The following is a 12,836-nucleotide window of genomic DNA, read 5'->3' on the forward strand; positions in this document are numbered from 1 at the left end:
CCGTTATGCTAAACACTATGAAGCGTCACGGCATCACTCTGGCACTGTTTGCCGCCGGCGCTACCGGCTTAACCGCCGTGGTTAACTCGTTGACCGAGACCACCATCGCCCAGCAGGCTGCTTTGCAACAAAAAGCCTTGCTCGATCAGGTTGTTCCAGCTGAATATTATGACAATGACATGCAAACAGAATGTTACGTTGTCACTGATTCCGCACTCGGCAATAACTCCCCTCACCGCCTCTATTTGGCGCGCAAAGAGGGCCAACCGGTCGCGGCAGCTATTGAAACCACCGCGCCAGAGGGTTATTCCGGTGCTATCCAACTGTTGGTGGGGGCCGATTTTCACGGTAACGTACTGGGCAGCCGGGTGATTGAACACCACGAAACTCCCGGCCTTGGCGATAAAATTGATATCCGTATCTCTGATTGGATAACCCATTTCAGTGGTCAGCAGGTTGATAATGCTCAGGATAAACGCTGGGCGGTGAAAAAAGATGGCGGGACTTTTGATCAATTTACCGGTGCGACCATCACCCCACGCGCAGTGGTGCGAGCGGTGAAAAATACCGCACTGTATTTGGAAACCCTACCGGCAAAACTCGATAGCTTGCCGGTTTGTGGAGAGCATCAATGAGTGAAGCAAAAGATCTGTTAGCCCAAGGGTTATGGAAAAATAACTCCGCTTTGGTCCAACTGCTGGGCCTTTGCCCCTTGTTGGCAGTTTCATCTACTGCCACCAATGCTTTAGGTCTAGGTCTAGCCACGACACTGGTATTGGTCTGCACCAATACCGCCGTCTCTGCGCTACGTCGCTGGGTGCCGAATGAAATCCGCATCCCGATTTATGTGATGATCATTGCATCCGTGGTCAGTACCGTACAAATGCTGATTAACGCCTATGCCTTTGGCTTATACCAATCGTTAGGGATATTCATTCCATTGATTGTGACCAACTGCATTGTCATTGGCCGGGCGGAAGCTTATGCCGCAAAAAATCCGGTGGGTTTATCGGCGCTGGATGGCCTGGCTATGGGGCTGGGGGCGACGGGCGCGCTATTTGTGCTGGGATCACTGCGTGAGCTTCTAGGCAATGGCACCCTATTTGATGGGGCTGACATGCTGCTAGGCAGTTGGGCAAAAGTGCTGCGAATTGACGTCTTGCATCTGGACAGCCCATTCTTGTTGGCGATGCTGCCCCCAGGCGCTTTTATTGGCCTGGGCTTATTGCTTGCCGGTAAATATGTTATTGACGAGAAAATGAAAGCGCGCAAAGCCAAAGCATTGGCCACTGCGCCACAAGCTCAGGATATCGCGGCCGGGAAAGCCTAATGAATAAAGAAAAACGTGTCGCTATTTTAACCCGCTTGCGGGATAACAACCCACATCCAACCACCGAGTTGGTCTATCACACCCCTTTTGAGTTGCTGATTTCAGTGCTGCTTTCAGCGCAAGCCACCGACGTCAGTGTCAATAAAGCCACCGCCAAGCTCTATCCTCTGGCCAACACTCCGCAGGCCATATTGGACTTGGGGGTTGAGGGTTTGAAGTCATACATTAAAACTATCGGTCTGTTTAATACCAAAGCCGAAAACGTCATTAAAACATGCCGTATTTTGCTGGAAAAACATCATGGTGAAGTCCCCGAAGACCGCGCCGCGCTAGAGGCATTGCCTGGTGTCGGTCGTAAGACCGCCAATGTGGTATTGAACACCGCCTTTGGTTGGCCGACCATCGCGGTTGATACACATATATTTCGGGTTTGTAATCGCACCGGTTTTGCCCCCGGCACGAATGTTGATCAAGTTGAAGCCAAGCTGATCAAAGTAGTACCCGCAGAATTTAAACTCGATTGCCACCATTGGTTGATTCTGCATGGCCGCTACACCTGTATTGCCCGCAAACCACGCTGCGGCTCATGCATTATTGAAGACCTGTGCGAGTTCAAAGAAAAAGTTTACCCCGAACATTGATTAGCCCGCCCGGCAACCTAAGCCGGGTGGGATCGTGATAAGCCCCCTCTATGCCGCGATTGCGCTATTCGATTAGACGCCTCAGCCCCGCCCCACTAGACTTGTGACAAAATAGACTCAAGCAGTTAATTATTTTGTTACCTGCTTGAAACAAAAATAACACCTGCGGCGTATCTATAATGAAATTTAAATCAGCAATAAAACCTTATACCGGAGCAGCCGGTGGTTGGGGATCCCTTGAAGCCACGACTCGCTTTGTATTGGACAGTAAGCAAGCTCTGAAGAATATCCGTAACTTGCTGCGCGTCAATCAGGTTAAGGGTTTTGACTGTCCGGGCTGTGCCTGGGGTGATGACAACCACAGCACCTTCAGTTTTTGTGAGAATGGTGCCAAGGCGGTGAGTTGGGAAGCGACACGTAAAGCAGTGGAGCCGCAATTCTTTGCCGAACATAGCCTAACCAGCCTGCGCCAGCAAAGTGACTATTTCCTTGAGTATCAAGGGCGAATCACTCACCCGATGCGCTATAATCCTCAAACTGACCGTTACCAGCCCGTCAGTTGGCAAGCCGCCCTTGAGTTGATTGCCAAACATATTAATGGTCTGGATAGCCCCAATCAGTTGGAGCTGTATACCTCCGGCCGTGCCAGTAATGAAGCTTCCTACCTTTATCAGTTATTTGGTCGCATGTTAGGCACCAATGACTTCCCTGACTGCTCAAATATGTGCCATGAAGCCAGTGGCACCGGGCTAAAACAGAGTATTGGTGTTGGTAAAGGCACCATTCGCATGCAGGATTTTGAACGGGCTGATGCTATCTTTGTTTTCGGGCAGAATCCGGGCACCAACCACCCACGCATGCTACACAGCTTGCGCCATGCCAAAGATCGTGGTGCACGGATTGTGAGCTTTAATACCTTGCGTGAACGCGGATTAGAACGCTTTGCCGATCCACAAAATCCCATTGAAATGTTGACGCCCAAATCCTCACCGATTAGCTCCGCCTATTTCCAGCCCAATCTGGGCGGCGACATGGCGGCGGTGCGCGGTATGGTAAAAGCCCTGCTGGAAACTCATCGTATGCAACTAGCGCAAGGGGAAACTGGCTTATTCAATCAAGCATTTATTGCCGAACAGACTCAAGGCATCGATGACTATCTGGCAGCGGTCGATAACACCTCATGGGCGCAAATAACACAACAATCCGGTTTAAGTGAAGAGCAAATACGCCATGCGGCGGATATTTATCAGCATGCAGAACGCGTCATCGTGACCTGGGCCATGGGAGTAACACAGCATAAACACTCGGTGATAACCGTGCGCGAACTTGCCAATCTTCAACTCCTGTTCGGCCAGCTCGGTAAGCCGGGAGCGGGTTTGTGTCCGGTTCGTGGGCACAGTAACGTGCAAGGCAACCGCACCATGGGGATTGATGAAAAACCCTCGGCCGCCATGCTGGAGCGCTTAGGCCACCACTTTGGTTTCACAGCACCTCAAGTTGCGGGCCACAACACGGTAGAAGCACTGGAGGCCATGCTGCGCGGCGAAGTCAAAGTGCTGCTGGCCCTGGGAGGGAATTTGGCAGCCGCCGCGCCAGATACTGAACGGACGGCACAAGCACTGCGCAGTTGTGACCTCACCGTACACATCAGCACAAAACTCAACCGTAGCCACCTGATTACCGGTACTGAAGCCCTGATTTTACCGACCCTCGGGCGCACCGAGCGCGATATGCAAGCCACTGGCTCACAATTTATTACCGTGGAAGACTCTTTCAGTATGGTGCATGCCTCTGAAGGTGTAGGGAAACCCTTGGCGGATACCCAGCATTCAGAAACTGCCATTGTCTGCGCTATCGCCAATGCGGTTTTTACCCAGCAGCCAGCTCAGGGAAAAACGTTGGATTGGTTGGCATTGGCTGATGATTACAATCTTATCCGTGACCATATTGCTGCCACCATTCCCGGTTTTGCTGATTTCAATGCACGCTGCGAGCAACCCGGTGGTTTCTATTTGGGAAGCGCTGCCGCCGAAATGCGTTTTGCCACCCCAAGCGGCAAAGCCGAGTTTTGTGCCTCAACTCTGCCAGATAGCTTGTTCCCGCAGATTGCTGGGGAGCAAGTCCCGTTTGTGTTGCAAACCTTGCGCTCTCATGATCAGTACAACACCACCATTTACGGCCTTGATGATCGCTATCGTGGGGTTTATGGGCAACGGGAAGTGCTGTTTATTAATCCACAAGATTTGGCCGAATTGTCGCTGGAAGCAGGTGAATTGGTCGAAATTGAAACCCTGTGGCATGACGGAGTCACTCGTAAGGTTAGCGGGTTCAAGTTAGTGAGCTATGATATTCCGCGTGGCAATCTGGCTGCCTACTACCCCGAAACCAATCCTCTGGTGCCGCTGTCCAGTTTCGGTGATGAGACCCATACACCGACATCAAAATCAGTCCCGGTGACGGTACGGCGCTGGCAGCAGCCTCCATCGCTGCGTATTGCCTGAATGGATTAGAACTGGGGTAACAAACATGCCCCTACCTTAACCAGGGAATTGCTCTCTAAGGTGATATGCCGCTTGCCCGATGGGACTGATTCGCGTAAAACTGTCAGCCGGATTAATCCCACTCACTACACCATTCACTGGACGATATGTTTCAAGATAACCCGCTGCTGGCGCAGCTAAAACAGCAACTTCACACTCAGACCCCACGCATCGAAGGCGTGGTTAAAGGTACTGAGAAAGGCTTTGGCTTTCTTGAGGTAGATGGGCAGAAAAGTTACTTTATTCCGCCACCGCAAATGAAGAAAGTCATGCATGGCGATCGGATTATTGCCACTTTACACACGGATAAAGATCGTGAGATTGCTGAGCCGGAAACACTGGTTGAGCCATTTTTATCGCGCTTTGTTGGCCGAGTGCAGAGAAAAGACGACCGCCTGTCTATTGTGCCTGACCATCCTCTGTTGCGTGATGCCATTCAATGCCGTCCGGTGCGTGAATTAACCCACGACTTCCAGAATGGGGATTGGGCTGTTGCTGAAATGTGTCGCCATCCATTAAAAGGTGATCGCGCCTTTAATGCTGATTTGACGGCCTTTATCACCAATGCTGAAGATCATTTTGTCCCTTGGTGGGTCACCCTGGCACGCCATAATCTGGAACGCGAAGCGCCGGTGATGGTCGAATCATCCTTGCATGATAACGAACTGCAACGTGAAGATTTAACCGCACTTAATTTTGTCACTATTGACAGCGCCAGCACCGAAGACATGGATGATGCGTTGCATGTTGAAGAGCAAGGTGACGGTTCCCTGCTGTTGACCATTGCTATCGCCGACCCGACCGCATATGTCGATGAAAACAGTGAGTTGGATTTAATTGCCCGTAAACGTGCTTTTACCAACTATCTGCCGGGCTTTAATATCCCGATGCTGCCGCGGGATTTATCTGACAATCTCTGCTCATTGCGCCCCAATGAGCGCCGCCCGGTATTGGTGTGCCGTGTGACCATTGCTGCCGATGGCGCTATGGGTGATGATATTCACTTCTCCGCCGCTTGGGTCGAGTCCAAAGCCAAACTGGTTTATGACGAGGTTTCTGACTGGTTAGAAGGTTTAGGTGACTGGCAGCCGCAAAATGCCGCTATTGCAGAGCAAATCACTCTACTGAAACGTGTATGTGAAGCCCGCAGTAGCTGGCGTCAACATCATGCATTGGTGTTTAAAGACCGCCCTGACTATCGCTTCTTGTTGGGTGAAAAAGGCGAAGTGCTGGATATTATTGTTGAGCATCGCCGCATTGCCAACCGGATTGTTGAAGAGTGCATGATTGCCGCTAACGTCTGCGCTGCCATAGCATTACGCGATAATCTCGGATTTGGTATTTACAACGTGCATACCGGGTTTGATCCCGCGCTGGTTGAGCAAGCCGCTACTGTACTGCAAGCCAATGGCGTGGAAGCGGACCCACAAGCCCTGCTGACCTTGCCGGGTTTTTGTGAGTTGCGTCGCCATCTTGATGCCTTACCAACTCAATTCCTCGACAGCCGCATCCGCCGTTTCCAGACTTTCGCTGAAATCAGCACCGTTCCTGGCCCACACTTCGGTTTGGGGCTTGAGGCTTATGCCACTTGGACTTCGCCAATTCGTAAATACGGCGATATGGTCAATCATCGTCTGCTGAAAGCCATTATTACCGGCCAACAAGCAGAGAAACCGCAGGATGAAATTACGGTGCAATTGGCTGAACGCCGCCGGTTGAATCGTATGGCTGAACGCGATGTCAGTGACTGGTTATATGCCCGTTATCTCCAGCCGCAAGCGGGAACTGATACGCGCTTCCCAGCAGAAATCATTGATATCACTCGTGGTGGCCTGCGGGTTCGCTTACTGGATAACGGTGCGGTGGCCTTTATTCCTGCACCCTTTATTCATGCAGTACGCGATGAGATGGTTTGCAGCCAAGAAACCGGAACCGTGCAGATCAAAGGTGAAACGGTTTACAGCCAGAGCGACAAGATTGAAGTACGGATTGCCGAAGTGCGCATGGAAACCCGCAATGTGGTGGCCCGCCCTGTCGTTTGATAACTAACATGTAGAAAACTAATAAGCCGTGGTGATAAATAACATCCCACGGCTTTTTTTTATTTTCATTTCTCTATGGTCAATAGATTGCAAGATGCAGCCCTGAATCTTAAGTGATGCTGGGTATATGTCACAATATGTAAGCAAATAATACCAATCATAAGTTAAAAACAAATAGCTCATCACATTTCTCACTTTCGCTACTTTTCTTTCACATTAAAGCTCCTATGTTAAATAACCGTTACAGACCACTTAATTCTACCGACATTAATAACGGTGAACCCCCCCAACATAACGAAGGAGTCGTTACCCATGAAGAACGTCAAGACCGTCGTCATATGGCTGACCGTGGCGTTAATTGGCGCATTTGCCTTTGCCATGCTAGCCCTGAGCCGGGGTGAGCATGTCAATGCCATCTGGCTGGTAATTGCCTCGGTGGCTTGTTACAGCATCGCTTACCGCTTTTACAGTCTATTTATTGCCAAGAATGTGTTTGAGTTAGATGATCGGCGGCTAACACCGGCTGAGCGGCGCAATGACGGGTTGGATTATGTCCCGACCAACAAATGGGTACTCTTTGGTCACCATTTTGCGGCTATTGCCGGGGCCGGGCCATTAGTTGGGCCTATTTTAGCGGCACAAATGGGTTTCTTGCCCGGTACTATCTGGATTCTGGTTGGGGTAATGATGGCGGGTGCAGTACAGGATTTCCTGATCCTGTTCATCTCGACCCGCCGTGATGGTCGCTCTTTGGGGGAGATGGCGAAACAAGAACTGGGCGCTTTCGCCGGCGTCATCACCATGCTGGGGGCATTGGGGGTAATGATTATCATCCTGTCTGCACTGGCATTAGTGGTGGTTAAAGCATTGGCCGATAGCCCTTGGGGCCTGTTTACCATTGCCGCAACCATCCCCATCGCCCTGTTTATGGGCGTCTACATGCGTTTTCTTCGTCCGGGTAAAATCGCTGAAGTGTCATTAATTGGTTTTGTGTTAATGATGGCGGCGATTATTTACGGTGGAAATATCGCCGTCCACCCCTATTGGGGGCCATTCTTCACCTTGCATGGCACCACCTTGACTTGGGTGCTGGTTATCTATGGCTTTATTGCTTCGGTATTACCCGTGTGGCTCTTGTTGGCACCGCGTGATTACCTGTCAACCTTCCTCAAAATTGGCGTCATTATTGGCCTGGCGATTGGCATTGTATTCGCCATGCCAGAGATGAAAATGCCCGCAGTCTCGCGCTTTATTGATGGTAGCGGCCCGGTATTCTCTGGCAGTTTATTCCCGTTCCTGTTTATTACCATCGCCTGTGGTGCGATTTCGGGCTTCCATGCCTTGGTGGCCAGTGGCACCACCCCGAAACTGATTGAGCGTGAAAGCCATACCCGTTTTATCGGCTACGGCGCCATGCTGATGGAATCTTTCGTTGCCATCATGGCGTTAATTTGTGCCTCGGTGATTGATCCGGGCGTTTACTTTGCCATGAACTCACCCGCCGCCTTAATTGGCACCACGGTAGAGAGTGCCTCACAAGCCATCAACAGTTGGGGGTTTGTAGTCACACCTGAAATCTTAGCCATGGTTGCCAAAGATGTGGGCGAGAACTCTATTCTCTCTCGTGCTGGCGGCGCGCCAACCTTTGCCGTGGGCATGGCACACATCATCAGTGAAGTCTTTAACAGCCGCAACATGATGGCCTTCTGGTATCACTTTGCCATCCTCTTCGAAGCCATGTTTATTCTGACTGCGGTGGATGCCGGTACCCGTGCTTGCCGCTTTATGGTGCAGGATTTGGTGGGCGTGGTGGTGCCAAGCTTGGCGAATAACCGCTCATGGTTTGGTAACTTGTCAGGCACTACGGTGGCTGTCGCCTGCTGGGGCTTCTTTGTTTACCAAGGGGTGGTTGACCCACTGGGCGGGATCAATACCTTGTGGCCGCTATTCGGTATCGGTAACCAGATGCTGGCCTCAATGGCGCTGATTTTAGGTACGGTCGTCCTGTTTAAAATGAAGAAGCAACGCTATGCTTGGGTAACCATTCTGCCAACTATCTGGCTGTTTATTACCTCAATGACGGCGGGCTGGCAAAAGATATTCCATGAAAAACCGAGTATTGGCTTCTTGGCTCAAGCGAAGAAATTCTCCGCAGGTGTCGAGCAAGGGGTGTTAATTGCCCCAGCCAAGAGCATTAAGGACATGGAAACCATTGTGTTTAACAACCAGATCAACGCCGCCTTATGTGCTTTCTTCATGTTGGTGGCGGTGACCATGCTGATTTCATCTTTCTTTGTGATTCGGCGTGCACTGAAGTCCAGCAAACCGACCACCCATGAAACTGAAATTGTATGGCGTGAGGAGACGGCTCGTGGCTAATGCAGGTATACCGCTGCGCGTGCAGCGAACGAACCTATTACAAAACAAGCGATTACCCACTGGGCTGCGGCAAATTACACGCTGCATTCCTTTAGTTCCGAGGGTTACTCGCCCAACTACGCTGCGGGCTTGGGCACGGCTGATTGCTCATCGTGTGGCGCAAAGCTTCCGTTTGATGGTAGGCGTTCAGGATTATGGCAACTATGTTAATCATATGCGCCGCCATCATCCAGAAACACCGCCGATGAACGAACGGGATTTCCATCGTTATTGTCTGGACGCGCGCTTCCCCAGCAAGGCAGGTAAACTCGGTAAGTGCCCTTGCTAGAATACAGCATTAAATAAGTGACATTGTAACGCCCTGTTGATCGTTAACAGGGCGTTTTCTTCATAGCCGTTCGTGATGATAGCCAATAAAACTAGCTCAAAATGGCGCTACCAAAGGCTCCCTGCCAATCATGTTCAAACTGCTCTACTGCCGCTTTTACTGCCGGTGTGCTAATAAATTGCTCGGCAACATCCACCGGGATAGTCACCGACTGGCAACCCGCTAGCAGGCAATCAAGTACCTGCCGTGGAGTACGGAAGCTGGCAGCCAGCACTTTCGCACCCGGCGCATGTAAAGTCAGCAACTGTTGTAACTCACGTACCATCGCAATGCCGTCCCCGCCTTGAGCATCCAGTCGGTTGACATACGGTGCCACATATTCAGCACCCGCTAATGCGGATAGCAAACCTTGGCCCGCACCATATACCGCGGTACCCAATGTCGGAATCGACATCGCTTTCAATTTTTTGATTGCGGCCAACCCTTCAGCCGTTGCCGGAACTTTAATCACTAAACCGGGAACCCGCTGCGACAACAACACCGCCTCAGAGACCATCAGTTCACTGTCACTGGCCAACACTTGAGCAAAAAGTTTACCGGTGCCGCCCAGCGCATCACGCAGCGCAGGTAAGACTTCCCAGATAGGCTTACCCGCTTTTGCCAAAATACTTGGATTGGTGGTGACACCCTGTAGTGGCAATATACGTGCCAGGCGTTTTACTGCGGCCACATCTGCGGTGTCGAGATAAAGCTCCATAAAAACCTCCGGGATTATTTAAAACGAATAGATTAACCAATTATCATTAGCCGCAATCATAGACCAGCCATCAATCAATAATGTGATCCTTATCAAACATCTTTCATTCGAAAGTAAATTACACTTCAAACGAAAGTTTATTTCTCTGGCGGGCATGCAATGAACCCAAGGCAGCAATCAATTATACAATTGGTAAATGATCGACAACGCATTAGCGTCAGTGAATTGGCTCAGGCCACCCAAGTCTCTGAAGTGACTATACGCCAGGACCTCAATCTGTTAGAGAAACGGGGCTTGCTCAAGCGCGTGCATGGATCGGCTGTCGCCCTTGAAAGTGATGATGTCGATGTCCGCATGATGACCCATTTCGCCACCAAACAGAAACTGGCCAATTATGCCGCTTCACTGGTTAATGACGGTGAAACCATCTTCATTGAAAGCGGCAGCAGCAATGCCCTGTTGGCACATAAGCTGGCACAGCGCCCCGGTATTACTCTGGTGACGGTGAGTGGTTATATTGCCCGCCAGCTTAAAGACTCTGCCTGCGAGGTTATCTTACTTGGTGGGATTTATCAGAAGAAAAGTGACAGTATGGTCGGCCCATTGACGCAGCTTTGTCTGCGCCATGTACATTTCAGTAAGGCATTTATCGGCATTGATGGCTACCAGTCAGGTGCCGGATTTACCGGGCGTGATATGCTGCGAGCCGATGTCATTAACAGCGTGTTGGCTAAAGGTGCTGAAAATATCATTTTGGCTGATGCATCAAAATTTGGTCAGGTGCATCAAAACCCCTTGACCCCGCTGTCGTCCATTAACCGGGTCATCACGGATAACCGCCTGCCTACAATCTATCAACACCAGCTAATAGCCCAAGGAATTCAAGTTGATATTCTTAGCGAATAAGTATCCATAGTGCAAACCCGCAGTATAGCAAAACAATAATTACCGGAGTCTCAGTAATGGCAGATATCACTTTCACGCGCGAGCAAACCCAGCGAATGGTGCATAAGATTCAGCGCTATATGGAACAAGAACATAACTTTGAATTAGAGGATTTTGATGCGGAGTTTTTATTGCAATTCATCAGCCGTGAGTTAGGTGCGCATTATTACAATCAAGGTGTCAATGATGCTATTGCGCAGGTGGAAGCCAAGATGCTGGATATCACAGACTCCATATTATGGCTGGAAAAACCCGTGCAAGACTGAGCTCGGGTTTGCCAGAATAGCCAGATTATTGCCCGTAATAGGCATTCTTCCCATGTTTACGCAGATAGTGTTTATCCAACAACTGCGGCTGCATATCCGCTAATTGTGGGTTCAACTGGCGTGAGAAAATCCCCATATAGGCCAGTTCCTCTAATACCACGGCGTTGTGTACCGCATTATCAGCGCTGGTTCCCCAAGCAAACGGTCCGTGCGAGTTGACTAAAACCGCGGGTACATCTTCCGGCTTAATCCCGCGCTCATGGAAGGTTTCAACAATCACATTGCCCGTTTCCCACTCATAACGGCCAGCAATCTCTTCAGGTGTCATCAGGCGGGTACAGGGGATGGAACCATAGAAATAATCCGCATGGGTAGTTCCCCAAGCGGGCAAGTCCAAACCGGCCTGTGCCCAGATGGTGGCATGACGCGAATGGGTATGCACAATACCGCCAATCTGAGGGAAGTTAAGGTAAAGCACTCGATGGGTATCAGTATCAGACGACGGCTTTTTGCTGCCCTCCACCACTTTTCCGGTCTCCAATTCCACCACTACCATGTCATCAACCGTCATCACGTCATATTCCACGCCCGACGGCTTAATCACCAACAGCCCTTTTTGCCTGTCGACGGCACTGACATTACCCCAAGTAAAGGTGACCAGATTATGGCGCGGTAACGCCAGGTTAGCAGCAAGCACCTGTTGCTTCAGTTCGTTGAGCATCGTCGTATCCTGAATAACTGAATTTCTCTCATTTTCAGCGCCACAGGTCAGAACCGGTATGGGATAAATGGCTATAAACTGCGTGCAGATCGGCTGGAAAATGCAGTCTGAGAGATGCACAGATCAGAATGAGGAACTTTGTTTAGTGCAGACAACAGGTTAATGACTCAGATAATGCTTAATTTCGCCTAGGCGCAGTCAAATTAAGACTATTTACCTATTAAATGATTCCTGGACATTTATACTAGTTTATATCGGTGACAAAACGAGTTTTTAGCATTAATCCCGAATTTAAATCGAAAATACGTTTTTTATTCCAAACACTAACACAAGAAGACCTCGGCTAAAATTGATTCAATGCCTATACTTAGTAAGGTAAGTTCAATGTGATACGTATGGATCAGGATATATAGATTGAATAGATGTTTCCTGCTCTATCCGTATTAAGCCAACGTCAGGAGAATTATTATGATGATCACTAAACGATTTGCCACTGCTGCATTGGCCCTCACTCTGGCCTTATCGTTATCCGCATGTTCAAACATGTCCAAACGTGACCGTAATACTGCCATTGGTGCCGGTGCTGGTGCTGTCGGTGGTGCAGTGCTAACAGGGAGTACGTTGGGGACATTAGGTGGTGCGGCGATTGGTGGGGTTATCGGTCATCAGGTCGGCAAATAACTTTTATCCTTCGTTCTTGACGTTGCAGGGGTGTTAGCTGCGTTCTCTCACTCGAATCACTGACTTATGTCAGCTCCGCGGGATGAATTCACTGACTGCCTACCTGCAACACCCATGATTTTGGATAATAACTTTCGGACTTGAAGCAGACCAAGCTCAAGGGTGGGGAGAAGTGCCGAATAGCTCGTAACAGCGCAAGCCGTCGG

General features: G+C 50.1%; 12 protein-coding genes. 10 read left to right on the forward strand and 2 right to left on the reverse strand.

Annotated elements, in window-relative coordinates:
- Positions 1-5 precede the first annotated feature (5 nt).
- The 7 genes from rsxG to DJ58_RS19415 all read left to right on the forward strand — a co-directional run bounded on the left by rsxG (position 6) and on the right by DJ58_RS19415 (position 9,260).
- Positions 6-635: an electron transport complex subunit RsxG gene (gene rsxG, locus DJ58_RS19445; RefSeq protein WP_032911872.1), complete on the forward strand. Its 630-nt coding sequence runs from the start codon at positions 6-8 to the stop codon at positions 633-635.
- A complete protein-coding gene (locus tag DJ58_RS19440; RefSeq protein WP_032911874.1) occupies positions 632-1,330 on the forward strand; it encodes an electron transport complex subunit E in 699 nt (232 codons plus the stop codon). The genes rsxG and DJ58_RS19440 overlap by 4 nt, the downstream gene beginning before the upstream one ends.
- On the forward strand, positions 1,330-1,971 hold the full coding sequence (gene nth, locus DJ58_RS19435) for an endonuclease III (RefSeq protein WP_004712105.1): 642 nt from the start codon (positions 1,330-1,332) through the stop codon (positions 1,969-1,971). The genes DJ58_RS19440 and nth overlap by 1 nt, the downstream gene beginning before the upstream one ends.
- 179 nt (positions 1,972-2,150) lie before the next feature.
- Positions 2,151-4,472, forward strand: a complete 2,322-nt coding sequence (locus DJ58_RS19430; RefSeq protein ID WP_004712108.1) for an FdhF/YdeP family oxidoreductase — start codon at positions 2,151-2,153, stop codon at positions 4,470-4,472.
- A gap of 146 nt (positions 4,473-4,618) precedes the next feature.
- Positions 4,619-6,553, forward strand: coding sequence for an exoribonuclease II (locus tag DJ58_RS19425; protein ID WP_004712110.1), 1,935 nt, complete (start codon positions 4,619-4,621; stop codon positions 6,551-6,553).
- A gap of 312 nt (positions 6,554-6,865) precedes the next feature.
- Positions 6,866-8,932 (forward strand): carbon starvation CstA family protein, encoded by a 2,067-nt coding sequence (locus DJ58_RS19420; RefSeq protein ID WP_032911875.1) that lies wholly within the window; start codon positions 6,866-6,868, stop codon positions 8,930-8,932.
- Positions 8,925-9,260 carry a YbdD/YjiX family protein gene (locus tag DJ58_RS19415; RefSeq protein ID WP_072088210.1) on the forward strand — a complete coding sequence of 112 codons (336 nt, stop codon included), beginning with the start codon at positions 8,925-8,927 and terminating at the stop codon, positions 9,258-9,260. The genes DJ58_RS19420 and DJ58_RS19415 overlap by 8 nt, the downstream gene beginning before the upstream one ends.
- A gap of 91 nt (positions 9,261-9,351) precedes the next feature.
- Here DJ58_RS19415 and fsa read toward each other — a convergent pair whose 3' ends face one another.
- Positions 9,352-10,017, reverse strand: coding sequence for a fructose-6-phosphate aldolase (gene fsa / locus DJ58_RS19410; RefSeq protein ID WP_004712117.1), 666 nt, complete (start codon positions 10,015-10,017; stop codon positions 9,352-9,354).
- A 159-nt stretch (positions 10,018-10,176) separates the two neighbouring features.
- Between fsa and DJ58_RS19405 the strand changes: the two genes are divergently transcribed.
- Together DJ58_RS19405 and DJ58_RS19400 are read left to right on the forward strand one after the other, a co-directional pair.
- A complete protein-coding gene (locus tag DJ58_RS19405; protein ID WP_004712119.1) occupies positions 10,177-10,923 on the forward strand; it encodes a DeoR/GlpR family DNA-binding transcription regulator in 747 nt (248 codons plus the stop codon).
- 56 nt (positions 10,924-10,979) lie between these two features.
- On the forward strand, positions 10,980-11,228 hold the full coding sequence (locus DJ58_RS19400; protein ID WP_004712120.1) for a DUF2164 domain-containing protein: 249 nt from the start codon (positions 10,980-10,982) through the stop codon (positions 11,226-11,228).
- 25 nt (positions 11,229-11,253) lie between these two features.
- Here the strand turns inward: DJ58_RS19400 and araD are convergent, their stop codons facing one another.
- Positions 11,254-11,949, reverse strand: coding sequence for an L-ribulose-5-phosphate 4-epimerase (gene araD, locus DJ58_RS19395; RefSeq protein ID WP_004712121.1), 696 nt, complete (start codon positions 11,947-11,949; stop codon positions 11,254-11,256).
- Between the two features lie 468 nt (positions 11,950-12,417).
- Here araD and osmB point away from each other — a divergent pair, with 468 nt between their 5' ends.
- Positions 12,418-12,630 (forward strand): osmotically-inducible lipoprotein OsmB, encoded by a 213-nt coding sequence (gene osmB / locus DJ58_RS19390; protein ID WP_049648519.1) that lies wholly within the window; start codon positions 12,418-12,420, stop codon positions 12,628-12,630.
- Positions 12,631-12,836 lie beyond the last annotated feature (206 nt).

The sequence above is a fragment of the Yersinia frederiksenii ATCC 33641 genome (genome assembly GCF_000754805.1).
GTDB classification, from domain to species: Bacteria; Pseudomonadota; Gammaproteobacteria; order Enterobacterales; family Enterobacteriaceae; genus Yersinia; species Yersinia frederiksenii.

What these genes read in the sequence shown, in the direction of transcription:
- osmB (WP_049648519.1), top strand. Translation starts at nt 12,418, where the DNA reads ATGATGATCACTAAACGATTTGCCACTGCTGCATTGGCCCTCACTCTG.
- araD (WP_004712121.1), bottom strand. Translation starts at nt 11,949, where the DNA reads ATGCTCAACGAACTGAAGCAACAGGTGCTTGCTGCTAACCTGGCGTTA.
- DJ58_RS19400 (WP_004712120.1), top strand. Translation starts at nt 10,980, where the DNA reads ATGGCAGATATCACTTTCACGCGCGAGCAAACCCAGCGAATGGTGCAT.
- DJ58_RS19420 (WP_032911875.1), top strand. Translation starts at nt 6,866, where the DNA reads ATGAAGAACGTCAAGACCGTCGTCATATGGCTGACCGTGGCGTTAATT.
- DJ58_RS19440 (WP_032911874.1), top strand. Translation starts at nt 632, where the DNA reads ATGAGTGAAGCAAAAGATCTGTTAGCCCAAGGGTTATGGAAAAATAAC.
- rsxG (WP_032911872.1), top strand. Translation starts at nt 6, where the DNA reads ATGCTAAACACTATGAAGCGTCACGGCATCACTCTGGCACTGTTTGCC.
- DJ58_RS19425 (WP_004712110.1), top strand. Translation starts at nt 4,619, where the DNA reads ATGTTTCAAGATAACCCGCTGCTGGCGCAGCTAAAACAGCAACTTCAC.
- DJ58_RS19405 (WP_004712119.1), top strand. Translation starts at nt 10,177, where the DNA reads ATGAACCCAAGGCAGCAATCAATTATACAATTGGTAAATGATCGACAA.
- DJ58_RS19430 (WP_004712108.1), top strand. Translation starts at nt 2,151, where the DNA reads ATGAAATTTAAATCAGCAATAAAACCTTATACCGGAGCAGCCGGTGGT.
- nth (WP_004712105.1), top strand. Translation starts at nt 1,330, where the DNA reads ATGAATAAAGAAAAACGTGTCGCTATTTTAACCCGCTTGCGGGATAAC.
- fsa (WP_004712117.1), bottom strand. Translation starts at nt 10,017, where the DNA reads ATGGAGCTTTATCTCGACACCGCAGATGTGGCCGCAGTAAAACGCCTG.